24 protein-coding genes are annotated in these 25,724 nt (G+C 64.7%); 15 read left to right on the top strand and 9 right to left on the bottom strand.

Going from position 1 to position 25,724, the window contains the following annotated elements; all coding sequences use genetic code 11:
• Positions 1-536 precede the first annotated feature (536 nt).
• The 4 genes from alr (at position 537) to ACS7SF_RS01345 (ending at position 4,227) form a co-directional block, all read left to right on the top strand.
• Complete coding sequence (alr, locus tag ACS7SF_RS01360; protein ID WP_439891350.1) at positions 537-1,661, top strand: alanine racemase; 1,125 nt, start codon at positions 537-539, stop codon at positions 1,659-1,661.
• Positions 1,662-1,734: 73 nt separating this feature from the next.
• Positions 1,735-3,105 (top strand): DNA repair protein RadA, encoded by a 1,371-nt coding sequence (radA, locus tag ACS7SF_RS01355; RefSeq protein WP_439891349.1) that lies wholly within the window; start codon positions 1,735-1,737, stop codon positions 3,103-3,105.
• Positions 3,106-3,215: 110 nt separating this feature from the next.
• Positions 3,216-3,695 carry a disulfide bond formation protein B gene (locus tag ACS7SF_RS01350; RefSeq protein ID WP_439891348.1) on the top strand — a complete coding sequence of 160 codons (480 nt, stop codon included), beginning with the start codon at positions 3,216-3,218 and terminating at the stop codon, positions 3,693-3,695.
• Between the two features lie 16 nt (positions 3,696-3,711).
• Positions 3,712-4,227 carry a DUF523 domain-containing protein gene (locus ACS7SF_RS01345; protein WP_439891347.1) on the top strand — a complete coding sequence of 172 codons (516 nt, stop codon included), beginning with the start codon at positions 3,712-3,714 and terminating at the stop codon, positions 4,225-4,227.
• Here ACS7SF_RS01345 and ACS7SF_RS01340 read toward each other — a convergent pair.
• Complete coding sequence (locus tag ACS7SF_RS01340; RefSeq protein ID WP_439891346.1) at positions 4,210-5,325, bottom strand: CaiB/BaiF CoA transferase family protein; 1,116 nt, start codon at positions 5,323-5,325, stop codon at positions 4,210-4,212. The two genes, ACS7SF_RS01345 and ACS7SF_RS01340, sit on opposite strands and share 18 nt — an antisense overlap.
• Positions 5,326-5,359: 34 nt before the next feature.
• The gene (locus ACS7SF_RS01335; RefSeq protein WP_439891345.1) at positions 5,360-7,297 is read right to left on the bottom strand and encodes an ATP-binding cassette domain-containing protein; all 1,938 of its coding nucleotides are present in this window, start codon (positions 7,295-7,297) and stop codon (positions 5,360-5,362) included.
• A gap of 239 nt (positions 7,298-7,536) precedes the next feature.
• Between ACS7SF_RS01335 and ACS7SF_RS01330 the strand changes: the two genes are divergently transcribed.
• From ACS7SF_RS01330 to ACS7SF_RS01290, 9 genes are all read left to right on the top strand, one after another.
• Positions 7,537-8,526: a MurR/RpiR family transcriptional regulator gene (locus ACS7SF_RS01330; protein ID WP_439891344.1), complete on the top strand. Its 990-nt coding sequence runs from the start codon at positions 7,537-7,539 to the stop codon at positions 8,524-8,526.
• A 17-nt stretch (positions 8,527-8,543) separates the two neighbouring features.
• Positions 8,544-9,509 carry an isoaspartyl peptidase/L-asparaginase family protein gene (locus ACS7SF_RS01325; protein ID WP_439891343.1) on the top strand — a complete coding sequence of 322 codons (966 nt, stop codon included), beginning with the start codon at positions 8,544-8,546 and terminating at the stop codon, positions 9,507-9,509.
• A 22-nt stretch (positions 9,510-9,531) separates the two neighbouring features.
• Entirely contained in the window at positions 9,532-11,412 is a 1,881-nt protein-coding gene (locus ACS7SF_RS01320; protein ID WP_439891342.1) for a dipeptide ABC transporter ATP-binding protein, read from the top strand.
• A gap of 49 nt (positions 11,413-11,461) precedes the next feature.
• Positions 11,462-13,027, top strand: coding sequence for a glutathione ABC transporter substrate-binding protein GsiB (gene gsiB, locus ACS7SF_RS01315; RefSeq protein ID WP_439891341.1), 1,566 nt, complete (start codon positions 11,462-11,464; stop codon positions 13,025-13,027).
• Positions 13,028-13,103: 76 nt separating this feature from the next.
• Positions 13,104-14,027, top strand: coding sequence for a glutathione ABC transporter permease GsiC (gene gsiC / locus ACS7SF_RS01310; protein ID WP_439891340.1), 924 nt, complete (start codon positions 13,104-13,106; stop codon positions 14,025-14,027).
• Between the two features lie 10 nt (positions 14,028-14,037).
• Positions 14,038-14,937 (top strand): glutathione ABC transporter permease GsiD, encoded by a 900-nt coding sequence (gsiD, locus tag ACS7SF_RS01305; protein ID WP_439891339.1) that lies wholly within the window; start codon positions 14,038-14,040, stop codon positions 14,935-14,937.
• Between the two features lie 10 nt (positions 14,938-14,947).
• A complete protein-coding gene (locus ACS7SF_RS01300) occupies positions 14,948-15,973 on the top strand; it encodes a DmpA family aminopeptidase (protein WP_439891338.1) in 1,026 nt (341 codons plus the stop codon).
• 8 nt (positions 15,974-15,981) lie between these two features.
• Positions 15,982-16,797 (top strand): M55 family metallopeptidase, encoded by an 816-nt coding sequence (locus ACS7SF_RS01295; RefSeq protein WP_439891337.1) that lies wholly within the window; start codon positions 15,982-15,984, stop codon positions 16,795-16,797.
• A gap of 361 nt (positions 16,798-17,158) precedes the next feature.
• Positions 17,159-17,521, top strand: coding sequence for a chitin-binding domain-containing protein (locus ACS7SF_RS01290; protein WP_439891336.1), 363 nt, complete (start codon positions 17,159-17,161; stop codon positions 17,519-17,521).
• Positions 17,522-17,823: 302 nt separating this feature from the next.
• Here ACS7SF_RS01290 and prmB read toward each other — a convergent pair whose 3' ends face one another.
• The 7 genes from prmB to dapC are packed head-to-tail and all read right to left on the bottom strand — an operon-like array spanning position 17,824 to position 23,317.
• Positions 17,824-18,726, bottom strand: coding sequence for a 50S ribosomal protein L3 N(5)-glutamine methyltransferase (gene prmB, locus ACS7SF_RS01285; protein ID WP_439891335.1), 903 nt, complete (start codon positions 18,724-18,726; stop codon positions 17,824-17,826).
• Positions 18,727-18,733: 7 nt separating this feature from the next.
• The gene (locus ACS7SF_RS01280; protein WP_439891334.1) at positions 18,734-19,252 is read right to left on the bottom strand and encodes a class IV adenylate cyclase; all 519 of its coding nucleotides are present in this window, start codon (positions 19,250-19,252) and stop codon (positions 18,734-18,736) included.
• Positions 19,252-20,403, bottom strand: coding sequence for a succinyl-diaminopimelate desuccinylase (dapE, locus tag ACS7SF_RS01275; RefSeq protein ID WP_439891333.1), 1,152 nt, complete (start codon positions 20,401-20,403; stop codon positions 19,252-19,254). The genes ACS7SF_RS01280 and dapE overlap by 1 nt, the downstream gene beginning before the upstream one ends.
• 30 nt (positions 20,404-20,433) lie before the next feature.
• Positions 20,434-20,778 carry an arsenate reductase gene (locus ACS7SF_RS01270; RefSeq protein WP_439891332.1) on the bottom strand — a complete coding sequence of 115 codons (345 nt, stop codon included), beginning with the start codon at positions 20,776-20,778 and terminating at the stop codon, positions 20,434-20,436.
• Between the two features lie 14 nt (positions 20,779-20,792).
• On the bottom strand, positions 20,793-21,188 hold the full coding sequence (locus ACS7SF_RS01265) for a hypothetical protein (protein ID WP_439891331.1): 396 nt from the start codon (positions 21,186-21,188) through the stop codon (positions 20,793-20,795).
• 59 nt (positions 21,189-21,247) lie between these two features.
• A complete protein-coding gene (gene dapD / locus ACS7SF_RS01260) occupies positions 21,248-22,075 on the bottom strand; it encodes a 2,3,4,5-tetrahydropyridine-2,6-dicarboxylate N-succinyltransferase (RefSeq protein WP_439891330.1) in 828 nt (275 codons plus the stop codon).
• Between the two features lie 42 nt (positions 22,076-22,117).
• Positions 22,118-23,317 (bottom strand): succinyldiaminopimelate transaminase, encoded by a 1,200-nt coding sequence (dapC, locus tag ACS7SF_RS01255; RefSeq protein WP_439891329.1) that lies wholly within the window; start codon positions 23,315-23,317, stop codon positions 22,118-22,120.
• Positions 23,318-23,473: 156 nt separating this feature from the next.
• Between dapC and ACS7SF_RS01250 the strand changes: the two genes are divergently transcribed.
• Positions 23,474-24,409 (top strand): DMT family transporter, encoded by a 936-nt coding sequence (locus tag ACS7SF_RS01250; RefSeq protein WP_439892667.1) that lies wholly within the window; start codon positions 23,474-23,476, stop codon positions 24,407-24,409.
• Positions 24,410-24,509: 100 nt separating this feature from the next.
• A complete protein-coding gene (locus tag ACS7SF_RS01245; RefSeq protein ID WP_439892666.1) occupies positions 24,510-25,511 on the top strand; it encodes an alpha/beta fold hydrolase in 1,002 nt (333 codons plus the stop codon).
• The last annotated feature ends 213 nt before the right edge of the window (positions 25,512-25,724 follow it).

Genomic DNA, 25,724 nt, shown 5'->3' with positions numbered 1-25,724 from the left:
CCGAGCAGCGCACACGTGCGCGGGTGCGGCATCCATGCCGGCGCCCGCGCGGGCTCCCCTTGCTGTGGTTCCCTGGCGCGAGGCCCGATTCATGCTGCAACGCAGGCATTGCCGGACAACCGCGGGAATCTTCACTGACAGGCGTCCGGGACATGCGTTCCGCCCGGTGCAGGTTTTGTTTTCGCCTGGTTGCATGTTCAAACCGGATGTGACGCCGCTTGTAACGTTGTCGCGCAAAGAGAAGTGGTCATTGCCCAACTTTCCTTATGCAGCCAGCGCATCACGTCGGTGTTCCCATGCCTAAATTGAACGGCTTTATATCATGAAACTTGTGCCCTCCCAGTGACGCCGAAACACTTTCTTTTGGGCGACCCCGTCGGGAAAGCGCGAACCACTCGGCGCGCTGTGGTCAAATACAGCGTTCATCGCGAGGGGCCGGGCGCAGCGGTTTGGCCCAATCGCAGGCTTATGCATCGCAACATCGACGTCGCGCCACAAGCGCACTTGTCGCCCCCACGTTCTGCAGGTTTGTCGTCATGCCAAGACCTATCCAAGCCGTCATCCACGGCTCCGCACTTGCCAATAACCTCCAGGTTGCCCGCCGCTACGCACCCAATTCGCGCGTGTGGGCGGTCGTCAAAGCCAATGCCTATGGGCACGGTATCGAACGCGCGTATGAAGGGCTGCGCCAGACCGATGGCTTTGGCCTGCTAGACCTGGACGAGGCCGTTCGCCTGCGTCAACTCGGCTGGCAGGGGCCGGTTCTACTGCTCGAAGGCTTCTTCAAGCCGGAAGATCTGGCGATCGTTGAGCAGTACCGCCTGACCACGACCGTCCACAACGAAGAGCAACTGCGCATGCTGGAACTGGCGCGCCTGAAAGGGCCCATCAGCGTGCAACTCAAGATCAACACGGGCATGAGCCGCCTCGGTTTTGCGCCCGCTGCCTACCGCGCCGCCTGGGAGCGCGCACGCGCCATTTCGGGCATCGGCACCATCGTCCATATGACGCACTTTTCCGATGCGGATGGCCCGCGCGGGATCGACCACCAGATCGCCGCGTTTGAGCAGGCCACGCAAGGGCTGCCCGGTGAAGCGTCGCTTTCCAACTCCGCCGCCACGCTGTGGCATCCCAAGGCGCATCGGGACTGGGTGCGGCCGGGCGTGATCATGTATGGCGCCTCGCCAACGGGTGTGGCCGCCGATATTGAAGGCACCGGCCTGATGCCCGCCATGTCGCTCAAGAGCGAGCTGATCGCCATCCAGGACCTGCAGCCGGGCGCAACGGTGGGCTATGGGTCGCGCTTCAAGGTGGAGCAGCCGATGCGCATCGGCATCGTGGCGTGCGGTTATGCCGACGGCTACCCGCGTCATGCGCCGGGCTGGGACGGCAACCATACGCCGGTGCTGGTCGACGGCGTGCGTACGCACATTGTCGGCCGCGTGTCGATGGACATGATCACCGTAGACCTGACCAGCGTGCCCGAAGCCCGCGTCGGTACGGCTGTCACGCTGTGGGGCGAAGGCTTGCCCATCGACGACGTGGCTCACGCCGCCGGTACCGTGGGTTATGAGTTGATGTGCGCCTTGGCGCCGCGCGTGCCGGTGGTGGTCGAGCCTGTTAGCGCGGCAGACGCGGGCGAGTTGGGCAAGGCCGCTTAAGCGCTACATCGTCAATACAAGATAGAAAATCAAACGGCTGCCGCCTCGCGCGGCGCCGCAAGCAGGGGGTTGTTTGGCCAAGAGCAAGACGGTCTATACGTGCACCGAGTGCGGTGGCACGGCACCGAAATGGGCAGGGCAGTGCCCGAATTGCCAGCAATGGAACACGTTGGTGGAAACCGTGGCCCAGCCGACATCCGGCGCGGGTGCGCGTTTCCAATCGCTGGCATCGAGCGCCACGGTGCGCAAACTGTCGGACATCGACGCGGTGGACGTGCCGCGCTTCTCCAGCGGCATCGACGAGTTTGATCGCGTGCTGGGCGGCGGCCTGGTGGGCGGCGGCGTGGTGCTGATCGGCGGCGATCCGGGCATCGGCAAATCAACGCTGCTGCTGCAGGCGCTGTCCAACCTGTCGGCCACGCGCCGCGTGCTGTATGTGAGCGGCGAAGAATCCGGTGCGCAGATTGCGCTGCGTGCGCATCGACTCGGCATTGAAAGCGACAGCTTGGCGCTGCTGGCCGAGATCCAGCTCGAACGCATCCAGGCGACCATCGAGACGGAAAAGCCCGAAGTGGTCGTCATCGATTCGATCCAGACGCTGTATTCCGAGGCGCTGACCTCGGCGCCGGGCTCGGTGGCCCAGGTGCGCGAATGCGCGGCGCAGCTCACGCGGATTGCCAAGCGGCTCGACGTGACGACCATCCTCGTTGGCCACGTGACCAAGGAAGGCGCGCTGGCGGGCCCGCGCGTGCTCGAGCACATCGTCGATACGGTGCTGTATTTCGAGGGGGATACGCATTCCGCCTATCGGCTGGTGCGTGCGTTCAAGAACCGCTTCGGTGCCGTGAACGAGCTGGGCGTGTTCGCGATGACGGAGCGCGGCTTGCGCGGCGTGGCCAATCCGTCGGCGCTGTTCCTGTCGCAGCACGAGCAGGTGGTGCCGGGCTCGTGCGTGCTGGTGACGCAGGAGGGCACGCGGCCGCTGCTGGTGGAGATTCAGGCCCTGGTGGACACGGCCAACGTGCCGAACCCGCGCCGCCTCGCCGTGGGCCTGGAGCAGAACCGGCTGGCGATGTTGTTGGCGGTGCTGCACCGTCACGCAGGCATTGCGTGCTTTGACCAGGACGTGTTCCTCAACGCCGTGGGCGGGGTGAAGATCACCGAGCCGGCAGCAGACTTGGCGGTGTTGCTGGCAATCCATTCGTCGATGCGCAATAAGCCACTGCCGCGCGGGCTGGTGGTGTTTGGCGAGATCGGCCTGGCCGGAGAGATTCGCCCGACGCCGCGTGGCCAGGAGCGGCTCAAGGAAGCCGCCAAGCTGGGTTTCTCGATCGCCGTCATCCCCAAAGCCAATGCGCCGAAGCAGTCGATTGATGGGCTGGAGGTGATTGCGGTTGAGCGCATTGAGCAGGCGATTGACCGCGTGCGGGCGTTGGAAGCCTGATCGTTCAATCTTTTGCAATGGGTTCGCAAGCGCCATTTGAAAGTGCGTCCGCCGTTGCAATGCGATAATCCGCCAACTTTTCTCCACGACTCATCGGACCTGACGCCGCCATGCAAGCCAACTCGCGCGCCTTTTTTCTGCTGATTGCCGTGATCGCCTTCGGGGTGGTCGGCTATGCGCTGTATCTGCAGCACGTGGAGGGGCTGCAGCCGTGTCCGCTGTGCGTCCTGCAGCGGTTTGCTTTCCTCGGGATTGGCGTGTTCTCGCTGCTGGCGGCGTTGTCGTCGGCCACGCGGCTGCTGTGGCATGGGCTGGGCATGCTGTCCGCGCTGGCGGGCATTTGCGTGGCGGGGTATCACGTGTCGCTGCTGCTGAACCCCAAGGCGACGTGCGGCATCGACCCGATTGAAAACTGGGTCAACGCGCTGCCCACGGCGAAGTGGTTGCCGCAGGTGTTTGAATCCGACGGCCTGTGCACCGCGCCGACGCCGCCGATCTTCGGTTTGTCGATTCCGGCGTGGTCGCTGGTGTGGATGGTGATCCTGGCGCTGACGCTGGTGGTGGCGATGATCCGCCGCGAGCGTCGCTAAGCCGGAGCCGTTGACCGTGCAACGCGTACTGGTGAGCGCCTGCCTGCTGGGCCAGCCGGTACGTTACGACGGCGGCACGGTGGTCACCGAAGGCGGCATTCTGGCGCGCTGGCAGATGGAAGGGCGCATCGTGCCGATGTGCCCCGAGATGGCCGGCGGCCTGCCCGTGCCGCGTCTGCCTGCAGAAATCCATGGCGCAGGTGGCGGTGCGGCCGTATTGCAAGGGATCGCTCGCGTGGTCGAGCATCACGGCCATGATGTGACCGAAGCCTTTCTACAGGGCGCGCAACGTGCCCTGGAGGCTGCGCAAGAAGCCGGCGTGCAAGTCGCCGTATTCACCGAGCGCAGCCCGTCGTGTGGTTCCGCAATTCTCTACGACGGAACGTTTTCCAGCCAGCTGCAACCGGGCGAGGGCGTGACTGCCGCGCTGCTCCGTCAGCACGGCATTCGCGTGTTCAGTCAGCATCAATTGGAAGACGCCGCACGCCTGCTGGACGCGTTGGATCGCGCCGGATCAGTCGTTAAACCGTAGCGGCAGGGCGAGCTGCACCGGCTCGCCGTTCTCCTGAACCACGCTGTTGCGCCCGGTAAAGAGTGGGTGTTGCATCGCCTCTTCCATGCGCAGGACGGGCGTGACACAGCAATCCGCATCGGCAAAACGCGCAACCCATTCGGCCTGGGTGGCGGTGCGGAATAGCGCGGCGAGCTCGTCGCGCATGGCGTGTGTTTCATCGCCGCCGATGCGCTGGCCGAGTGACCAATGCTTGTCTTTCCACTCTGGCCTGCCGATGACGTCACACATCGTCTGCCAGAACTTCAACTCCAACGCGCCGACGGCCATGAAGCGATCGTCCGCCGTGCGGTAGACGCCGTAGCACGGCACCCCGCCGTTGAGTAGGTCGGTGCCCGCGGAGCTTGCCTTGCCACGTGCGCCGACCGCAAAGAACGCCATCAGGTTGTGCGCGAAGACCGAATCCGTCATCGACACGTCGATGTAGCGGCCGCGGCCTGTGGCACGTGCATCGACCAGCGCAGCGAGGATGCCGACCACCGCCGTTAACGCGCCGCCCAGCAGGTCGCCGATCTGCACGTTGGGGACGATGGGCGTGCCGTCTGCGCTGGCCAGTTGGTCCAGCATGCCCGCGTAGCCGACGTAGTTGATGTCGTGGCCGGCGGCCTGTGCGAGCGGGCCGTCCTGGCCGTAGCCGCTGATGGCGCACATCACCAGCGCGGGGTTGGCCGCACGCAGCGTGTCCCAGCCGACGCCAAGGCGCGCCATCACGCCGGGGCGGAAGCTTTCGATCAGCACATCCGCATGGCGGACGAGTTCGATGAGCGCTTCGCGGTCTTCAGCAGCTTTCAGATCGAGCCGCATTTCGGTTTTGCCACTATTGAGCGCGCGGAAGAACAGGCTTGGGCGTTCGGCAGCACGATCGCCGGGCGAGCGCAGCATATCGCGGGCGTAGTCGCCGGGGCTTGGGTCTTCGATCTTGATGACTTCGGCGCCGAGGTCGGCCAGGTGGCGTGTGGCGGCGGGGCCGGGCAGCAGGCGCGTGAGGTCGAGCACGCGCACGCCGGCCAGTGGTTGGTGCGTGGCGCGGGTTGTGTCCGGCGGCGAGGGGGATGTCATTCAAGCGTCTCCTTCTTGGCCGGACACGCCAGCCTTAGCTGATCTGTTCGAGTTGCTCGTGCAGTTCGAGCCAGCGTTCTTCCAGCGCGTCGAGTTCGGTGTTGATCTCGGCCTGGCGGCGCAGGCTGTCTATCATGCGTGTCTTGTTGGCTTCCTCGTACGCGGCGCCATCGGCCAGGAAGGCTTCGAGTTCCGCCTTTTCCTTCTGCAGCGGCGCCATGCGTTTTTCGATGGCGTCGACGTCCTTTTGCAGCGGGCGGCGCAGCGCATTCAGGCGCTGGCGTTCGGCGGCTTCTTCGCGTTTCTGGTCACGGCGATTGACGGCCGGTGCGCCATCCGCATCGGCTGCGGCGGTGGGCGCGCTGGCGGCTGCACGCTTGGCGGCGGCCTGCTTGAGCAGCCAGTCGCGGTAGTCGTCCAGGTCGCCGTCGAACGGGGCGACGGTGCCTTGGCCGACCAGCAGGAACTGGTCGGTCGTGGCGCGCAGCAGGTGCCGGTCGTGCGAGACGAGGATCAGCGTGCCGTCGAACTGGGCGAGCGCCATCGTCAGCGCTTCGCGCGTGTCGAGATCCAGGTGGTTCGTCGGCTCGTCGAGCAGCAGCAGGTTGGGGCGTTGCCAGACGATGAGCGCAAGCGCCAGGCGGGCCTTCTCGCCGCCGGAGAACGGTTCGATCGGCGAGGTCGCCATGTCGCCACGGAAGTTGAAGCTGCCGAGGAAGTCGCGCAGCTCCTGCTCGCGTGCGTCGGGCGCCAGACGCGCCAGATGCAGCAGCGGGGAGGCGTGGTCATCCAGCGTTTCCAACTGGTGCTGCGCGAAGTAGCCGATCTGCAGACCCTTGCCGCGGCGGATCGTGCCCGAGAGCGACGCCAGCGTATCGGCCAGTGTCTTCACCAGCGTCGATTTACCTTGGCCGTTGGCACCCAGCAGACCGATGCGCTGGCCGGTCTGGATGGAGAGCGTCAGGTGCTTCAGGATGGTGATGGGCGCGTCTTCGCTCGGGCCCGGATAGCCGCAATCGACGCCCTCAAACGTGAGCATCGGGTTGGGCGCCGCATCGGCCTCGCGGAATTCAAACGAGAAGCCGGCCGCCGCATGCACGGGCGCAAGGCGCTCCATGCGCTCCAGTGCCTTGACGCGGCTCTGCGCCTGCTTGGCCTTGCTGGCCTTGGCCTTGAAGCGCGTGATGAACGATTCGAGGTGCGCGATCTGCTTCTGCTGGCGCGCGTACGACGCTTCCTGGAGGGCCATCTGCTGCAGGCGCTGCGTTTCGAATTGCGTGTAGTTGCCGCCGTAGCGCTTGAGCTTCTGATGCTCGATGTGCAGCGTGACGTTGCACACGCCGTCGAGGAATTCGCGGTCGTGCGAAATCATCACCAGCGTGCCGGGGTAGCGGGACAGCCAATCTTCCAGCCAGACCACGGCGTCCAAATCCAGGTGGTTGGTCGGCTCATCGAGCAGCAGCAGGTCGGACGGGCACATCAGTGCCTGGGCCAGATTCAGCCGCATGCGCCAGCCACCGGAGAAGCTCGCTACCGGCTGCGTGGTCTGCGCCATGGTGAAACCGAGGCCGAGCAACAGCGCCTGGGCGCGCGCCGGGGCGGTGTAGCCGTCGGCATCGGCAAAGGCGGTGTGGGCTTCGGCTTGGGCGTGGCCGTCGTGGGCGGCCTCAGCGGCGGCGAGGCGGCGTTCGATGGCGCGCAGGCGGGTGTCGCCGTCGAGCGTGTAGTCCAGCGCGCTGCGGTCAACCGCCGGGGTTTCCTGCGCCACGTGGGCGACCTGCCAGGTGGGCGGGATGGCGACTTCGCCGCCGTCGGCATGCAGCTCGCCGCGCAGCATCGAGAACAGCGTGGATTTGCCGCTGCCGTTCACGCCGACAAGGCCGACGCGCTCACCAGGGTTGAGGGTGGCGGTGGCGTGGTCGAACAGCACCTTGGTGCCGCGCTGGAGGACGAGGTCGTCGAATCGGATCACGAAAAACTGCGCTTAGGACAAATCGGAGAAGACCGCGATTGTAGCCTGCTGCACCGCACGGTTCTGGCGCGGTGGCTGGGGTTGGCTTGGTGCATGGCACCACAACGATGCGGCTGGCGCTCGCTGCCTGTGCATGGGCTTTCGACCTAGGGAAAACCATAGGTCGCCATGAAAGTTTTCTTCTTTACATGGGCGGTTCATGAAAATACATTTACATAAAATTTTTATGGTTCGGAAACATGGCGAAGCCCACCAGCAAGCGTACGGATGTGTCGAAGGGCGCATTTGCTGCCGATGCGACCGTCTCGGAGCGCATTGGGGCGGCAGTGGCCACGCTCACGCCGGCGCACCAACGCATGGCCGAATACGTGCTGGCGAACCCGTTTCGCGCTGCCACCATGCGCATCGACGAATTCGCCAGCGCGGTGGACGCGTCCATCGCCACGGCCAACCGGTTTGCGCTGGCGTTGGGTTTCGATGGCTACCCGCAATTTCGCGCCGAACTGCTGCGCGGCTTTGAGGCAACCCTCGCGCCCGTCGAAAAACTCCGCCACGAGCTGGCCCGCCCGGCCACCAGCGCAGAAATCTTTGCCGCCTCGCTCAACGAAGACATTGCCAACCTCGACGCCACGCGCCGCATGCTCGACGCCGCAGCCTGCGAGCGCGCCGTGGACGCCATCCTGGGCGCGCAGCGCATCTACGTGATGGGCTTTGGCGCCAGCGGCTATCTGGCGGGCCTGCTGCGTCATGGGCTGGACCTGTATTGCGGCACGGTGATTTCCGTCTCGCAGGCGGGCGGGGCATCCGACGCGGCGCGCCAGTTGCGCAAGATCGGCGCGAAGGACTTGCTGATCGCCATCGCCTTCCCGCGCTATGCCTCCGACACGATCACCCTGGCCAAGCAAGCCGGCGATCAAGGCTGCCAGGTGCTCGCGCTGACGGATAGCCCGACGTCGCCGCTCGCGCCGCTGGCCGACATTGCGTTGTATGCGCGCCCGGAGCGGCAGTTCTCGGCCACCTCCGACACGGCCGCCGTGGCGCTGTTCGAGGCGCTGTGCGGCGCAGTGGCGCATCGCTCGGCGCATTCGCTGGAATCGGCTGAGCGCCTGACCGCGTTCGTGCTGCCGTGGCTGCATACCAGTCAACAGCCGCGTACGGCGCCTGGCAACGATGCGGCCAATGCCTCCACGACCACCCGACGCGGCCGCAAGCGCACCGCTGAAAACTGATTTTCATTGAGCTACGCATGACCACGCCCATTCTTGCCATCCACGGCGGTGCCGGCACCATTACCCGATCGGCCATGAGCGCCGACGCGGAAGTCGCGTATCAGCAGGCGCTGAACGACATTCTTGCTGCGGGCCAACGCATCCTCGTCGATGGCGGTAGCGCGCTCGATGCAGTGACTGAAGCGGTGCGCCTGCTCGAAGAATGCCCGCTGTTCAACGCCGGCAAGGGTGCGGTGCTCACCAGTGCCGGCACATATGAGCTCGATGCGTCGATCATGGACGGCACCACGCTGGCAGCAGGCGCTGTGACGTGCGTGAAGCGCCTGCGCAATCCCATCCTCGCCGCCCGCGCGGTAATGGAGCGCAGCGAACACGTGCTGTTCACCTCCGAGGGCGCGGAGGCCTTCGCGCAGGCGCAGGGCCTGGAGTTCGTCGAACCCGACTACTACTACACCGAAGCGCGCTACGCCCAATGGCAGCGTGCCCGCCAGCAAGGCGGCATGGCGGGGTTTCTTGATCACGACGCCGCATCGCTGATGGCCAAGGAAGCCGCGCCCATCGACCCGGACAGCAAGTTCGGCACCGTGGGCGCCGTGGCGTGCGATGCGCAAGGCCGGCTGGCAGCGGCCACCTCCACGGGCGGCGTCACCAACAAGAAAGTCGGCCGCGTGGGCGATACGCCCATCGTTGGCGCAGGATGCTTCGCCAACAACGTCGCCGCCGTGTCGTGCACCGGCACGGGCGAGATGTTCATCCGCGCCGTGGCCGCCTACGACGTGGCCGTGCAAATGGAATACGCCGGCAAGTCGCTGGCCGACGCTGCCGACGATGTGGTCATGCGCAAGCTCGTCGCCATCGAAGGCCGCGGCGGGATGATCGCCGTCGATGCCCAAGGCAACGTCGCCTTGCCGTTCAACACCGAAGGGATGTACCGCGGGTTCGCACGTGGCGCCGAGGCGCCTGTCGTGTCGATCTATCGCTGAGCAGGAAAGTAGGAGAGCTACCGTGACAGCAACCAAGCAGCCCACCACGATTGCGATGCCCGATCAGCGCATCGTGCAGGTCCAAGACCTGAGCGTGCGCTTTGCCACGTCCGAGCGCGTGGTCGACGCGGTGCGCAACCTGTCGTTCCATGTGGACCGCGGCGAGACGCTGGCCGTCGTGGGCGAATCGGGCTCGGGCAAGTCCGTCACGTCGCTGGCGCTGATGCGGCTGGTGGAGCACGGCGGCGGCAAGATCATCGGCGGGCACATGCATCTGCGCCGCCGCAATGGCGAAGTGCTGGATCTGGCAAACGCCAGCCAGGCAGCCATGCGCGGCGTGCGCGGTGCCGACATCGCGATGATCTTTCAGGAGCCGATGACCTCGCTCAACCCGGTCTTCACCGTGGGCGAGCAGATTGCCGAGTCGATCCGCCTGCATCAGGGCAAGTCGCCCAGCGAGGCCAAGGCCGAGGCGTTGCGCATGCTGGAACTGGTGCGCATTCCTGAGGCGCGCAACGTGCTGGGGCGCTATCCGCATCAACTGTCAGGCGGTATGCGCCAGCGCGTGATGATTGCGATGGCACTGTCGTGCAAGCCGTCGCTGCTGATTGCGGATGAGCCGACCACCGCGCTGGACGTGACCATCCAGGCCGAAATCCTGCAACTGATCCGCGCGCTGCAGCAGGAGCTGCACATGGCGGTGGTGTTCATCACGCACGACATGGGCGTGGTGGCAGAGGTGGCCGACCGCGTGCTCGTCATGTACAAGGGCGACCGCGTGGAAGAGGGCCCCTCGGCCACGGTGTTTGCGCAGCCGGCGCATCCGTACACGCGTGCGCTGCTCTCGGCCGTGCCGCGTCTGGGTTCGATGCAGGGCACCGATGGCCCGGCGCGTTTCCCGTTGTTGCGCGTGGATGGCACTTCTGCTGCGGTCGATACGACGCCGCAACCGGCAGCCTCGCACGACGTCCAACCCATTCTGCGCGTGCGTGATCTCGTCACGCGCTTTGACGTGCCCACGGGCATCTTCGGCCGCGTCACGCGCCGGGTGCATGCGGTGGAGCAGGTCAGTTTTGATCTCTACCCTGGTGAGACGCTGGCGCTGGTCGGCGAATCGGGCTGCGGCAAGTCGACGACGGGACGGTCGCTCTTGCGTCTGGTGGATAGCCAGAGCGGCAGCATCGAATTTGCCGGCCAGAACATCGGCGAGTTGAAGGGGCCCGCGCTCCAGACGCTTCGCCGAAACATCCAGTTCATCTTCCAGGACCCATTCGCCTCGCTGGACCCACGCGTGCCGGTCGGCTACTCCATCATGGAGCCGCTGCTGGTGCACAAGGTGGCGAGCAGTAAGGAGGCGCAGCAACGTGTGGAATGGCTGCTCGACAAGGTGGGCCTGCAGCCCGCGCATGCGTCGCGCTATCCGCACGAGTTCTCCGGCGGCCAACGCCAGCGCATCTGTATTGCACGCGCGCTGGCGCTGAACCCGAAGGTGGTGATTGCCGATGAGTCGGTCTCCGCGCTCGACGTGTCGATCCAGGCGCAGATCGTCAACCTGATGCTCGATCTGCAGAAGGAATTTGGCGTCGCGTTCCTGTTCATCTCGCACGACATGGCGGTGGTGGAGCGCATCAGCCACCGCGTGGCGGTGATGTACCTCGGCCAGATCGTCGAGATCGGCCCGCGCCGCGCGATCTTCGAGAACCCGCAGCACCCGTACACGAAGAAGCTGATGTCGGCGGTGCCGATTGCGGACCCGGCGCGCCGTCATCTCAAGCGCGAGCTTTCCACGCACGAAATTCCAAGCCCGATCCGCGCCATTGGCGATTTGCCGGTGGTGCAACCCTTGGTGCAAGTGGCGCCAGACCACTTTGTTGCCCGCCATTCGATTGGCGGCGCGTATTAATCGCAAGACAGAACGCAGTAAGACGTCATCTTTGTTGAGGAGGTAGGAAATGTTCAATCGCTTTGCCCATCGTGTCGCATTCAGCCCGCGCGCAGCCATGGTTGCCAGCGGCCTGGCCCTGGCGGCACTCACGATGCCGGCCTTTGCCGCCAAGGACGCCGTGATGGCGGTCTACTCGACCTTCACCACGATGGACCCGTACGACGCCAACGACACGCTGTCGTTCAGCGCCGCCAAGTCGTTCTATCAAGGCCTGTTCGGCTTCGACAAGGACATGAAGCTGGTCAACGTGCTGTGCGACAGCTACGAAGTCAGCAAGGATGGCCTCGTCTACACGTTCAAGCTGAAGAAGGGCGTGAAGTTCCACGACGGCACCACGTTTGACGCCACCGCCGTCAAGGCTAATCTGGACCGCGTGACCGACCCGGCCAACAAGCTCAAGCGCTTCGTGCTGTTCAACCGCGTGGCCAAGACGGAAGTGGTGGACGCCAACACCGCACGCGTGACGCTCAAGGAGCCGTTCTCACCGTTCATCAACGTGCTGGCCCACCCGTCGGCGGCCATGATCTCGCCGACCGCGCTGAAGAAGTACGGCAAGGACATCGCCTTCCACCCGGTCGGCACCGGCCCGTTCGAGTTTGTCGAGTGGAAGCAGACCGACTACCTGAAGGGAAAGAAGTTTGACGGCTACTGGAAGCACGGCCTGCCCAAGATCGACACCATCACCTGGAAGCCGGTGGTGGACAACAACACGCGCGCGACCATCATGCAGACGGGCGAAGCCGACTTCGCGTTCACCATCCCGTTCGAGCAGGCTGCTGTGCTCAAGGGCAGCAACAAGGTGGACCTGATTGCCGCACCGTCGATCATCCAGCGCTATGTCAGCTTCAACACGCGCGTGAAGCCGTTCGACAACCCGAAGGTGCGCCAGGCCATCAACTACGCCATCAACAAGGATGCGCTGACCAAGGTGGCGTTTGCCGGTTACGCCGTGCCGTCCGAAGGCGTGGTGCCCCCGGGCGTGGACTATTCCGTCAAGCTGGGCCCGTGGCCGTACGACCCGGCCAAGGCGAAAGAGCTGCTGAAGGAAGCCGGTTACCCGAACGGTTTCGAGACGCAACTGTGGTCGGCCTATAACCACACGACGGCGCAGAAGATCATCCAGTTCGTGCAGCAGCAGCTGGCGCAGGTCGGCATCAAGGCATCGGTACAGGCACTGGAAGCCGGCCAGCGCGTTGAGCGTGTGGAAAGTGTGCCGAAGCCGGAAGACGCCGGCGTGCGCATGTACTACACGGGCTGGTCGTCGTCGACGGGTGAATCGGACTGGGCGCTGCGTCCGCTGCTGGCTTCCGAAGCCATGCCGCCCAGGTCGTTCAACACCGCGTACTACAAGAACGAGCAGGTTGACGCCGACATCGCCGGCGCGCTGCATACGACCGATCGCGCCATCAAGGCCAAGATGTACACCGATGCGCAGAAGCGCATCTGGGAAGACGCGCCGTGGGCCTTCCTGGTGACGGAGAAGATCGTCTACGCACGTTCGAAGCGTCTGTCGGGTGCCTATGTGGCACCGGATGGTTCGTTCAGCTTTGACGATATCGACATCAAGCAATAAGTCTCATTGCTGTACCGGCCCGTGCGCACTCTGCGCGGGCCATTGCATTTGAATTGCCGCCTGCGGTGGATTTGCCATGCTGAACTACTTCATTAAACGTGTGCTGGGCGTGATTCCGACACTGCTGATCGTGGCAGTGCTGGTGTTCCTGTTCGTGCACCTGTTGCCGGGCGACCCGGCGCGACTGGCTGCCGGCCCCGAAGCCGACCCGGCCACCGTCGAGCTGGTCCGCGCCGACCTGGGCCTGGACAAGCCGATGCACGAGCAGTTCGTGCGGTTCTTCACCCATGCCGTGCGCGGCGAGTTCGGCAACTCGATCCGCACCAAGCGCCCGGTCAGCGAAGAGATTGGCGAGCGCTTCTGGCCCACGCTCAACCTGACGATTGCCAGCATGGTGTGGGCGGTGATCTTCGGCATGGTGATCGGCATTACGTCTGCCGTGTGGCGCAACAAATGGCCGGATCGCCTGGGCATGACGCTCGCGGTCTCGGGCATCTCGTTTCCGGCTTTTGCGCTGGGCATGCTGCTGATGGAAGTGTTCTCGGTGCAGCTCGGCTGGCTGCCGTCCATCGGCGCGGATACCTGGAAGCACTACGTCCTGCCGTCGCTCACGCTGGGCGCTGCGGTGGCCGCCGTGATGGCGCGCTTCACGCGTGCATCGTTTGTGGAAGTGCTGCAGGAAGATTTCGTGCGCACCGCCCGCGCCAAGGGCGTGCGCGAGACGGTGGTGGTCATCAAGCATTGCCTGCGCAACGCGATGATCCCGGTGGTGACCATGATGGGCCTGCAGTTCGGCTTCCTGCTGGGCGGCTCGATCGTGGTGGAGAAGGTGTTCAACTGGCCGGGCCTCGGGCGCCTGCTGGTGGATGCGGTGGAAATGCGCGACTACCCGGTCATCCAGGCCGAGGTGCTGCTGTTCTCGCTGGAGTTCATCCTGATCAACCTAGTGGTGGACATGCTGTACACCGTGATCAACCCGACCATCCGCTACAAGAAGTAAGGAGACGGCCATGACACAAGCAACCAGTCCGGCTGTTGCGCCGCAAGCCACAGCCGAGCCCGTCCGCACCCCGTGGACGGAGTTCTGGCGCAAGTTCCGCAAGCAGCATCTGGCGATGGGCGCCGGTGTGTTCGTGATCGCGCTGGCGGTGATCGCCATCCTCGCGCCGCACATCGTGCCGTTCGATCCAGAAAACTATTTCGACTACGACGCGCTCAACGCAGGCCCGTCGGCGCAGCACTGGTTTGGCGTTGACTCGCTCGGCCGCGACATCTTCAGCCGCATCCTGATGGGCACGCGCATCTCGCTGGAAGCGGGCTTCGTGTCGGTCATCATCGGCGCGATCATCGGCACCGTACTCGGCCTGCTGGCCGGCTACTACGAAGGCTGGTGGGACCGCATCGTCATGCGCATCTCCGACGTGCTGTTCGCGTTTCCCGGCATTTTGCTGGCGATCGGCATCGTGGCCATCCTGGGCAACGGCATGATCAACGTGATCTTTGCCGTGGCGGTGTTCAGCATTCCGGCGTTTGCGCGTCTCGTGCGCGGCAACACGCTCATGCTCAAGCACCTGACGTATGTGGAAGCCGCACGCAGCATCGGCGCATCGGACTGGACGATCATCATGCGGCACATCCTGCCGGGCACGATCTCGTCCATCGTGGTGTATTTCTCGATGCGGATCGGCACGTCGATCATCACGGCGGCCAGCCTCTCGTTCCTGGGCCTCGGCGCGCAACCGCCCACGCCGGAGTGGGGCGCGATGCTCAACGAAGCGCGTGCGGACATGGTGACGGCGCCGCACGTGGCGATCTTCCCGAGCCTGGCCATCTTCCTGACCGTGCTGGCGTTCAACCTGCTCGGCGACGGCCTGCGCGACGCGCTGGACCCGAAGATCGACCGCCGTTGAGATGTTGCGGATGTCCATCAGTCTTCCCACCATCGGCGTACTGCCGGCCGGGCCACGCAACAGCATCACGGATGTGGCGGGCGTAACCGTCGGCCACGCCACGATTGCCGGCGGCGACATCCAGACCGGCGTGACGGTGGTGCGCCCGCATGCCGGCGATCCGTTCCTCGACAAGGTGCCGGCCGCAAGCGTTGTGCTCAACGGCTTTGGCAAGAGCATCGGCCTAGTGCAAGTGGAAGAGCTGGGCGTGCTGGAAACGCCCATCGCGCTGACCAACACGTTTGCCGTGGGCGCCGTGGCGCAGGCGCAGATCCGCCAGGCCGTTGCGGTCAACCCGCAGATCGGCCGCGCGTGGTCCACCGTCAATCCGCTCGTCTTCGAATGCAATGACGGCTTCCTGAACGACCTGCAGGCGTTTGCCGTGCAGGACGTGCATTACGACGCGGCCTGCGCTGCAGCGGCCGAGACTTTCGAGCAGGGCGCAATCGGCGCGGGCAGGGGGATGTCGTCGTTCGGCGTGAAGGGCGGCATCGGTTCTGCCTCGCGCGTGGTGACGCTGGCCGATGGCACGCAACGTACAGTCGGCGCGCTGGTGCTGTCTAACTTCGGCGTGACGGAAAACTTGACGCTGGCCGGGCGCCACGTTGGCGCAGCGCTGGCAAAGGCAATCGCCGCCGGCGCACCCGAGCCTGAGAAGGGCTCAATCATCATGCTGCTCGCCACCGACGCACCGCTCGACGCCCGCCAGTTGCACCGCCTTGCGTTGCGTGCGGGCGCGGGCCTCGCGCGCACCGGTTCCGTCTTCGGCCACGGCAGCGGCGACATTGCGCTGGCGTTCTCCACGGCCTACACCGTGCCGCACGAAGGCACACGCGCCATGCCCGCCGTCGCCATGACACACGAATCGCACCTCGACCCGCTGTTCCAGGCCGCCGCCGACAGCGTCGAACAAGCCATCGTCTACGCGCTGTTTCATGCCGAAGCCGTCACCGGCCGCGACGGCAACACGCGCCGCGCACTGACCGAACTGATCTGACCTACCCCATGCGAATCCTGATCTCCGCCGACATCGAAGGCGTGGCCAATGTGTTCCACCCCGAGCAGACGCGCGCCGGCAACGGCGAATACGAACGCGCCCGCCGCTGGATGACCGCCGAGGCTGATGCCGCTGTGCGCGGCGCCTTCGACGGCGGCGCCACGGACGTGCTCGTCAACGATTCGCACGGCGGCTTCCGCAACCTCATCCCCGATTCGATCGACCGCCGCGCGCGCTTCGTCCTCGGCAAACCACGCTACCTGAGCATGATGGCCGGCGTCGACGGCTGCGATGCCGTCTGCATGATCGGCTACCACGCGCGCGCCGGCAGCCGCGGCGTGCTCGCGCACACCATCAACAGCTTTGCGTTCACGCGCGTCTGGTTCAACGAACAGGAGCTGGGCGAGGCCGGCCTCTACGGTGCGCTTGCCGGCGAACGCGGCGTGCCCGTGGCCGTCGCCAGCGGCGACGACGTCTTCATCAAAGAGACCAAGCCGCTGCTGCCGCACACCACCTTTGTCGAGACCAAGCAGGCAGAAGGGCAAAACGCAGGCACATCGCTCTCGCCCGAGCAGTCATGCGAAGCGATTTATGAGACCGTCAAGGCCACCGTGCAGCGCGGCCACTTCAGCATGCCGCTGCGCATCCAGGCGCCCATCGTGTGCCGTCTGCAAACGCAAACGCCCGCACTGGCTGACCTGTTTTGCCAATGGCCCGCACTGGAACGCGTCGATGGGACGATGCTGCGCTTCGCCGCCGACTCCGTCGAACACGCCGTGCGCATGCTCAACAGCCTCTCCGCCATGTCGGCGATGCTGCGCTGAGAAAGACGCGGCGCAAGCTTTAGCGCCAACCCACGCACCCAGACGGTTTGGCCGTTTATGCCCTTGATGGCGCCTTGAATTTTCGTAAGCGGGCGGAAAAAAGACGGGAAACTGTCTGAGCGCAGCGAGTTTTTCCCGTCTCCGACCGGTTACGGAAATTCAAGGGGAAGTCGCCATCTCGGGCGCGCCTTTCTTTGCTTACTTTCTTTGGCAAGACAAAGAAAGTAAGTCGGCCCCGGCAGGGGACGATACCGGGGATGTACCACCAGCGCCTACCCACGCAGGGGACGAAACAAGGGATGGACCCAAAACCGCGCCCCCAGCGTAAACTTCAGGTTATCGAACCCCGAAGGAGCCCCCCATGACCCGCGCACTCACACTCCCCTCACTGCTGTGTGCGCTAGCAGTCGTAACGGTAACGGCTTGCGACCGCCGCCCATCCAGCCCACCGACACCGCACACCAGCAAAGCCGAACAGGCCGCTGCAGCACTAGCCAAAGCCAGCGCCGACTTCAAATGCCCCGCGCCGTCGGCACGTTTCATGATCGACGACGGCACCAACCGCGGCCCCAAGCAGCCCGTGCGCACCAACTGCACCACGGCGTACGCCACGTGCGATGCCCAGCTGCAAGCCGTCTTCGACCACTGCCCGAGCGGCCAGGTGTTCGACAAGCGTTTTTCGATTTGCGTCGTGAAAGACGCATGCGACGAAGTGCGATCCTGACGCCAGCGCGGCAGCCCCGGCTTCCTCCGCGTGTCGCACTCGGCGCACCGAGTTCCGAACCTCAAACGCCGAGTCCCGAACTCGGAACGTGAGGTTCGGAACAGCAATCACTGCGTCTGGAACGCGAAATGCGAGGTTTCGAACGCAGGCTCCCGAGGTTCAGAACCCTACGCACCAAGTCCGGAACCTCAACCACGCCCTCTAGAACGCAAAACGCCGAGCTTAGCGCCCGGCGTCTGGTGTCCCTGAACCTCAAATGCCGCGTTCCGAACCTAAGGTGTCTAGTCCGGAACGCCGTGCGCTTACAGCGCTTCGCGCGTGACCAGGAAGACTTGGTCTTCCCCCGCGCTGGTCGGCAGCCAGACCAGATCCAGATCCGGGAAGGCCGCCTCGACGTTCTCACGCTCATTACCGATTTCCACCACCAGCACGCCATGCGGCTTCAGATGGCGGGGTGCATCAGCCAGGATGCGACGCACGATGTCCATGCCGTCGTTGCCGCCAGCCAGGGCCATGCGCGGCTCGGCGAGGTACTCCGGCGGCAGCGCCTGCATCGAGGTTTCGTTCACATACGGCGGGTTCGTCAGGATCACGTCGTAGTGCACGCCCGCGGGCAGTGGCGCATACAGATCGCCTTCGTGCAGGCGGATGCGGTCTTCCAACTTGTACTCGTTGACATTGCGATTGGCCACCACCAGCGCATCCGGCGACAGATCCACCGCATCGATCGTCGCATTCGGCCATTGCAGCGCGGCCAGGATCGACAGACAGCCGGAGCCGGTGCACAGCTCCAGCACATCGGTTGGGCCGTCCTCTTGGTCAAGCCACGGCTCCAGGCCTTCTTCCAGCAATTCGCCGATGAAGCTGCGCGGCACGATCACGCGTTCGTCCACGTAGAAACGCATGCCGTGCATGAACGCCTCGTGCGTGATGTAGGCGGCGGGCACGCGGTCGACGGCGCGGCGCTCGATGACCTTCAGCACGGCGGCCACTTCCTCGGGCAGCAGGCGCGCGTCCATGAACGGCTCCAGCGTGTCGATCGGCAGGTGCAGCGTGTGCAGGAGCAGGTAGGCAGCTTCGTCGTAGGCGTTCTCGCTGCCATGGCCGAAGACGAGGCCAGCAGCAGTGAAGCGCGACACGGCGTAGCGCAGCAGATCGCGCACCGTGGTGAACGGGTGGGAGGCGGGGAGAGTGTGGGAGGTCATGTTTGGCTCAGTGTTGTTTGGCAGCCAGCAGGTTGACGTAGGCAACGTCGAGCAAATCGGTTTCGGCAATGCCGAGGGCGTGCATCAGTTGATGGGCGATGGCTACGCCGTCGTCTTCGGATTGGTCATCGCGCAGCACGACTTCGAGTTCGACGAAATCACCGAGGTCTTTGACGGTATCCACATGAATGCGCGTCTGGCCGGCGAGATACAGCTGTCGCACCTTGATGACGCGGCCGGCGGTACCGATGGCAGCGGCCAGCGTGTCACGCAGCGCATCGGGCGCGTTGGTCGGCACGATGTTGTAGCTGGACACGCGCGGGCCGGCGCTATCGGCGCGGAAGTAGTGGATCAGATCACCGCGCTCGGGCGAGAACTGCCGCAGCTTCAGGCGCCCATTCGCGCAGGCGAAGAAGGTGTCGTCTTGATCGATGCGCTCAGGGCCTGAATCGGCGATGGCCGCGGCGCGTTCCAACAGCGCTGCCACGTCGCGTACACGCGCCTTGATCTCGACGTTGCGGGCCATCAGGCGATCAACGTTTCCAACACGCGGCGATACACGTTCTTCAGCGGCTCGATAAAGGCCACTTCGACGTGCTCGTCGATCTTGTGGATGCTCGCATTCGGCGGGCCGAATTCGATTACTTGCGGGCAGATCTTGGCGATGAAGCGGCCGTCCGACGTGCCGCCGGTGGTCGACAGCTCGGTGGTCACGCCGCATTCGGCCTGGATGGCGGAGGCGAGCGCTTCGGACAGGTCGCCGCGCTCGGTGAGGAAGGGCTCGCCGCCCAGCGTCCAGTCGAGCGTGTAGTCGAGGCCGTGCGCATCGAGGATGCCTTGCACGCGCGCCTTCAGGCCGTCCGGCGTGCTCGCAGTCGAGAAGCGGAAGTTGAAGTCGATGGTGACGTGGCCGGGAATGATGTTCGTCGCGCCCGTGCCGCCGTGGATGTTCGACATCTGCCACGTGGTCGGCGGGAAGTACTCGTTGCCGTCGTCCCACTTGGCGGCAGCGAGTTCGGCGAGTGCCGGGGCAGCCAGGTGGATCGGATTCTTGGCCAGATGCGGATAGGCGATGTGGCCTTGCACACCGTTGACCGTGAGCTTGCCCGACAGCGAGCCGCGTCGCCCGTTCTTGACCATGTCACCGAGCGTGGTCACCGAGGTCGGCTCGCCGACCACGCAATAGTCCAGACGCTCGCCGCGCGTGCGTAGCAGGTCGCACACCTTGACAGTGCCGTCGTGTGCCGGGCCTTCTTCGTCGCTGGTGATCAGGAAGCCAATCGAGCCGGCGTGGTCCGGATGCTTGGCGACGAATTCTTCCGATGCCACCACGAAACCGGCGATGGACGTCTTCATGTCCGCCGCGCCGCGCGCGTAGAGCTTGCCGTCGCGGTGCGTGGGTTCGAATGGGTCGGAGTGCCATTGCTCGACGGGGCCGGTGGGCACCACATCGGTGTGACCCGCGAACACAAGCAGCTTGCCTGCGGTGCCTGCGGTACCGCGCTTGACAGCCCACAGGTTGGTCACGCGAAAGTGGTCCGGGCCGCTGACCACGGTTTCGCATTCGAAGCCGGCAGCGGTCAGGCGTTCGATCAGCACGTCCTGGCAGCCCTTGTCGTCGGGCGTGACGGAGCGGCGGCGGATCAGGTCTTCAGTGAGGGCAAGCGTGGGCTGCATGACAGTGACGATGATGTTGTTGTTATCGCGTTAGAACAGGCTGGCGTACTGGTCCGCCGCGAAGCCGACGCTGACGGTCTTGCCATGCACCAGCACCGGCCGCTTGATCAGCGACGGGTTGGCTTGCATCAGCTCGATGGCACCAGCTTCGTCTTCAGCACGGGCCTTGTCGGCATCCGACAGTGCGCGCCACGTGGTGCCCTTGCGGTTGAGGAGCGTGGTGAGCGGCACGTGCTTGAGCCAGCCGGCAAGCATGTCTGCGCTCACGCCCTGTTTCTTGAAATCGTGAAAGGTGTACGCAACGCCGTTCGATTCGAGCCACGTGCGGGCTTTCTTCACGGTGTCGCAGTTGGGGATGCCGTGCAGGGTCGTCATGGTGATATCGATGATCAGTGTCGAGAGGCTTGCAGCGCAAAGACGAGTGCCGCGACAGCCAGCGCAAAACCGATGGACGCCAGCCACGTCATGCGTTTCAGACGGCGTTCGAGCCGCGCGGCTTCATCGCGCAGGGCGTCGATGGTGATGGCGTGCTGCTCGGCCAGCAGCTTGACCGATTCGGCCTGCTGCAGGATCGCCGCTTCCAGCTCGGCGATGCGGGTATTCGGGTCGGGCGCGGCACCGTCTGCGCGCGCAGGTTCGGTGCCAGCCTTCTTGCGGTTCTTGAACTTGTCGATGGTCTTGTTCGCCTGCTCCAGGATGGTGGGCAGCAAAGACAAGACGGTACCGATGGTGTTCGGATCAAGACCCATGATGCGTTGGCGCAGTTTGTCGAATTTTCCGGACATGCTGCGTTCAGGTTGGTTGGCGTGCCGGTGAGACTACACGACACGCCAGCCGTTCCTACTTAGTCACCACGGAGCAGCTCGTTCAGGCCAACCTTGGCGCGCGTCTTGGCGTCGACCTTCTTGACGATCACTGCGCAGTACAGGCTGTGCGTGCCGTCCTTGCTCGGCAGGTTGCCCGCCACCACCACCGAGCCCGCCGGGATGCGGCCGTAGCTGACTTCGCCGGTTTCGCGGTCGTAGATCTTGGTCGACTGGCCCAGGTACACGCCCATCGAGATCACCGAGTTTTCTTCAACGATCACGCCTTCCACCACTTCCGAACGTGCGCCGATGAAGCAGTTGTCTTCGATGATGACCGGGTTGGCCTGCAGCGGCTCCAGCACGCCGCCGATGCCCACGCCGCCCGACAGGTGAACGTTCTTGCCGATCTGCGCGCAGGAACCGACGGTGGCCCACGTGTTGACCATCGTGCCTTCATCCACATAGGCGCCGATGTTCACGTACGACGGCATCAGCACGGCATTCTTGGCGATGAACGAGCCACGGCGCGCCACGGCCGGCGGCACCACGCGGAAGCCGCCATTGGCGAAGTCTTCAGCCGTGTAGTTGGCGAACTTGCTCGGCACCTTGTCGTAGAACTGCGTGAAGCCGCCGGCGGCCATCGGCGCGTTGTCTTCCAGGCGGAACGACAGCAGCACGGCCTTCTTGATCCACTGGTTGACGATCCACTCGCCGTCCTTCTTCTCGGCCACGCGCAGTGCGCCCTTATCGAGCTGGCCGATCACGTTGGCAACAGCTTCGCGGACATCGGCCGGAGCGGCCTTGGGCGACAGGTTGGCGCGGTCTTCCCACGCTTGATCGATCAGGGATTGCAGTTGTTGCGTCATGGCTTGTTGGCTCTAGGAGAGATTCGAAAAAGGGGTAGGGGATCAGCGTTGCTGGCAAAACTCGACAATGCGGCGCGCGCCTTCCAGGCATTCGTCCACGCCGGCCACCAGCGCGATGCGCACGTAGTCCTGGCCGGGGTTCGTGCCGTGCGCCTCGCGGGCGAGGTAGCTGCCCGGCAGCACGGCGACGTTCTTGGCGGCCAGCAACTGGCGCGCGAATTCGGTATCCGACAGGCCCGTGCGTTTGACGTTGGCCCACAGATAGAAGGCCGCGTCGGGCAGGGCCACATCCAGCACTTCAGCCAGCATCGGCGTGACCTGCTGGAACTTCTTGACGTACTGCGCGCGGTTGTCGCGCACATGGGTCTCGTCGTTCCACGCAGCGATGCTAGCGGATTGCACCGACGGGCTCATCGCGCTGCCGTGATACGTGCGATACAGCAGGTAGGCCTTGAGCAGCTTGGCGTCGCCCGCCACGAAGCCCGAACGCATGCCCGGCACGTTGGAACGCTTGGACAAGCTGGAGAACATCACCAGCCGCTCAAAGCCGCGACCGAGTTGATGTGCGGCCTGCAGCGCGCCCAGCGGCGGGTTGGCCTCGTCGAAATAGATTTCGGAATAGCACTCGTCCGACGCGATGATGAAGCCGTATTCGTCCGACAGCGCGAAGAGCTGCTTCCAGTCTTCCAGCGTCAGTACGGCACCGGTCGGGTTGCCCGGGCTGCACACGAAGACGAGCTGGACGTTGCGCCATTCTTCTGGCGTGATCGAATCGAAATCGGGTGCGTAGTTGCGTGCCGGGTCGCTGTTGGCGAACAGTGGTGTTGCGCCGGCCAGCAGCGCCGAGCCTTCGTAGATCTGATAGAACGGGTTCGGACACAGCACGCGTGCGCCGGGCTTGCTGCCGTCGATCACGGTCTGGGCGAACGAGAACAGCGCCTCGCGCGAGCCGTTGACGGGGATGATCTCGGTGGCCGGATCAACCTTCGGCAAGCCGTAACGGCGCTCCAGCCATGCCGCGATGCACTGTCGCAGTGCATCCGAACCGATCGTCGTGGGATAATTCGCCAGCCCGCCGAGCGCGGCGACGAGAGCGTCTTTGATGAGCGCAGGCGTCGGGTGCTTGGGCTCGCCGATGCCGAAGCTGATCGGCGTATGGGCGGCGCTGGGCGTCACGTCCTTGACGAGCGCTTTCAGTTTTTCGAACGGATACGGCTGCAGGGCAGACAGGCGCGGATTCACGGTGCGGGGCGGGTTGGGTGAGCCAGCGTGGCGCTTGGCGGGAAGCCCGAAATTATACGGCCAACGTGTATTGACCGCCCCAAGAAAACCCGCACAACCCCGGACATTGCAGGAAGCGGCGGTTTTCCGCCGTTTTTTATTGAATTCATGACAACGATGACGTCTTCGGCGCCTGTATCGGGCACCCCGGCGAACGCCGCCACCCACCACGAGCCGCAATGGAGCGCCGCGCTGTTCATCCTGCTGGGCGCATCGGTGTGGGGCATTTCCTGGTATCCGTATCGCCTGCTGGCGAGCTGGGGCTTGGGCAGCATGCTGGCCTCGTCGACGACGGGCGCGGTGGCGGCCGTGCTGGCCGCCGTGTTGCTGCGACGCCATTTCCGCACCTTCCAGTGGTCGTGGGTGATTCTGGCATTGGCGCTGGCAGCGGGCGTGACCAACGCTGGCTTTGTTTGGGGCACGGTGCATGGCACGGTGATGCGTGTGCTGCTCCTGTTCTATCTGACCCCAGTCTGGACGGCGCTGCTGGCGCGCCTGTGGCTGCATGAGCGGCTGGGCTGGCGCGGTGGTGCGCTGCTCGTGCTGGCACTGTCGGGCGCTGGGATGATGCTGTGGTCTGGCGAGGCCGGCACGCCGTGGCCGGGCTCGGCGGCGGAGTGGGCTGGACTGATCGCGGGGCTCGCGTTTGCGTGTAACAACGTGCTGTCGCGCCTGGCAGGGCAGCGCCATCCGACCATGCGGCCGGAGATGCGCACTGTGGTGGTGTTTACCGGCTGCGCGGCGGTCGGGTTGCCGGCGGCGATGTTGGTGGATGGCGTGCAGGCGGTGCCCACGACGGCCCTCGCGCAGGCGAATACCTGGGGGCTGCTGCTGGGCATGGCATGCGTGCTCGTCGGCGGCAATGCACTGGTGCAGCGTGGCCTACAACGCCTGCCCGCCAACCGCGCTGCGCTGCTGATGCTGTTTGAGATTGTCGTGGCGGCGGTGTCGTCGGCGCTGCTGACGTCGGAGCGCTTGTCCGCCCAGGAAATGGTGGGTGGCGCGCTGATCATCCTGGCCGGGGCGTTGTCGGGGCTGTCGCGGCGCAAGTAATGCCGTGCAAACCAAGGCCGTGCAAACCAAGTGAGGTGTGCTGATGATGCTGCATTCGTTGCGACGTTCGATTTCCGCTGCGCTGGCGATTGCCCTGTCGATGGCCGCTGTTTCCGCGCATGCCGCGCCGGCAGATGACGGCCCCGTGTATGACCCGCGCCTAGAGGGCTTCGCGTACCCCGCGCCGGTCAAGTTGTTCAAGTTCGAGTCGCAAGGCAATGCCTTGGAAATGGCGTACCTGGATGTCGCCCCGAAACAGCCGAACGGCGAGGTGGCGGTGCTGCTGCATGGCAAGAACTTCTGCGCGGCGACCTGGGAAGGTACGATTGCCGCGCTGACGGGTGCTGGCTACCGCGTGATCGCGCCAGACCAGATTGGCTTTTGCAAATCCAGCAAGCCGCGTTCGTATCAGTACTCGTTCCAGCAATTGGCCAACAACACGCACGCGTTGCTTGCCTCACTGGGTGTCGAGCGCGCGATCGTGATCGGCCATTCGACGGGCGGCATGCTGGCCACGCGCTATGCGCTCATGTATCCGCACGCGGTCTCCAGGCTGGTGATGATCAACCCGATCGGCCTGGAAGACTGGAAGGCCAAGGGCGTGCCGCCGATGACGGTCGACCAGTGGTTTGCGCGCGAAAAGCAGACCACCGCCGAGCGCATCCGCGCCTATGAGCAATCCACGTATTACGCCGGCCAATGGCGCGCGGAATACGAACCCTGGGTGCAGATGCTGGCCGGCATGTATCGCGGCCCGGGGCGGGATCTGGTGGCGTGGAACTCGGCGCTGCTGTACGACATGATCTACACCCAGCCAGTGGTGTATGAGTTCGGTCAAGTGCGCCCGGAAACGCTTCTGTTGATCGGCCAGAAGGACACGACGGCCATTGCCAAAGACACGGCGCCCCCCGAAGTTCGTGCTCGCCTGGGTAACTATCCGGAACTGGGCCGTGCCACCGCCCAGGCCATCCCGCACGCAACGCTGGTGGAGTTTCCCAATGCGGGCCATGCGCCACAGATCCAGGACCCTGATGCGCTGCACAAAGCGCTGCTCGATTGGCTGGCCAGCCCGGAGCGTTCACGCACACGCCGTCCGGACTGACGCAACTTGTCATAAAGGTGAAACTGCTGACAAATTCGCAGTAATTCACCCTCCAGTGCGGCAAATTTCGTCCATTTTTGTAGCGATTTGATTGGCGGGTGCCCAGGGTGCGAATGGTATGATGGCGCCATCCGCGCCCCTGGAGCGTGCCTTGCCAGTTCGCGCCGCCCGGCGTGAATGTGGCGACCAAGGCGCGTTCCTCGGGCGCCCGCT

Origin of the sequence: Ralstonia sp. 25C (assembly GCF_051904805.1) — a bacterium.
Taxonomy (GTDB): domain Bacteria; phylum Pseudomonadota; class Gammaproteobacteria; order Burkholderiales; family Burkholderiaceae; genus Ralstonia.
The sequence above is the reverse complement of the archived record's forward strand: the minus strand, read 5'-3'. Positions and strand labels throughout refer to the sequence as shown.

Coding starts and splice junctions, on each gene's coding strand:
- ACS7SF_RS01250 (WP_439892667.1), top strand. CDS start 23,474: ATGACGTCTTCGGCGCCTGTATCGGGCACCCCGGCGAACGCCGCCACC.
- ACS7SF_RS01295 (WP_439891337.1), top strand. CDS start 15,982: ATGCGAATCCTGATCTCCGCCGACATCGAAGGCGTGGCCAATGTGTTC.
- gsiB (WP_439891341.1), top strand. CDS start 11,462: ATGTTCAATCGCTTTGCCCATCGTGTCGCATTCAGCCCGCGCGCAGCC.
- ACS7SF_RS01270 (WP_439891332.1), bottom strand. CDS start 20,778: ATGACGACCCTGCACGGCATCCCCAACTGCGACACCGTGAAGAAAGCC.
- ACS7SF_RS01280 (WP_439891334.1), bottom strand. CDS start 19,252: ATGGCCCGCAACGTCGAGATCAAGGCGCGTGTACGCGACGTGGCAGCG.
- ACS7SF_RS01325 (WP_439891343.1), top strand. CDS start 8,544: ATGACCACGCCCATTCTTGCCATCCACGGCGGTGCCGGCACCATTACC.
- dapE (WP_439891333.1), bottom strand. CDS start 20,403: ATGCAGCCCACGCTTGCCCTCACTGAAGACCTGATCCGCCGCCGCTCC.
- ACS7SF_RS01330 (WP_439891344.1), top strand. CDS start 7,537: ATGGCGAAGCCCACCAGCAAGCGTACGGATGTGTCGAAGGGCGCATTT.
- gsiD (WP_439891339.1), top strand. CDS start 14,038: ATGACACAAGCAACCAGTCCGGCTGTTGCGCCGCAAGCCACAGCCGAG.
- dapD (WP_439891330.1), bottom strand. CDS start 22,075: ATGACGCAACAACTGCAATCCCTGATCGATCAAGCGTGGGAAGACCGC.
- ACS7SF_RS01300 (WP_439891338.1), top strand. CDS start 14,948: ATGTCCATCAGTCTTCCCACCATCGGCGTACTGCCGGCCGGGCCACGC.
- alr (WP_439891350.1), top strand. CDS start 537: ATGCCAAGACCTATCCAAGCCGTCATCCACGGCTCCGCACTTGCCAAT.
- gsiC (WP_439891340.1), top strand. CDS start 13,104: ATGCTGAACTACTTCATTAAACGTGTGCTGGGCGTGATTCCGACACTG.
- prmB (WP_439891335.1), bottom strand. CDS start 18,726: ATGACCTCCCACACTCTCCCCGCCTCCCACCCGTTCACCACGGTGCGC.
- ACS7SF_RS01245 (WP_439892666.1), top strand. CDS start 24,510: ATGGCCGCTGTTTCCGCGCATGCCGCGCCGGCAGATGACGGCCCCGTG.
- ACS7SF_RS01350 (WP_439891348.1), top strand. CDS start 3,216: ATGCAAGCCAACTCGCGCGCCTTTTTTCTGCTGATTGCCGTGATCGCC.
- ACS7SF_RS01265 (WP_439891331.1), bottom strand. CDS start 21,188: ATGTCCGGAAAATTCGACAAACTGCGCCAACGCATCATGGGTCTTGAT.
- ACS7SF_RS01290 (WP_439891336.1), top strand. CDS start 17,159: ATGACCCGCGCACTCACACTCCCCTCACTGCTGTGTGCGCTAGCAGTC.
- ACS7SF_RS01340 (WP_439891346.1), bottom strand. CDS start 5,325: ATGACATCCCCCTCGCCGCCGGACACAACCCGCGCCACGCACCAACCA.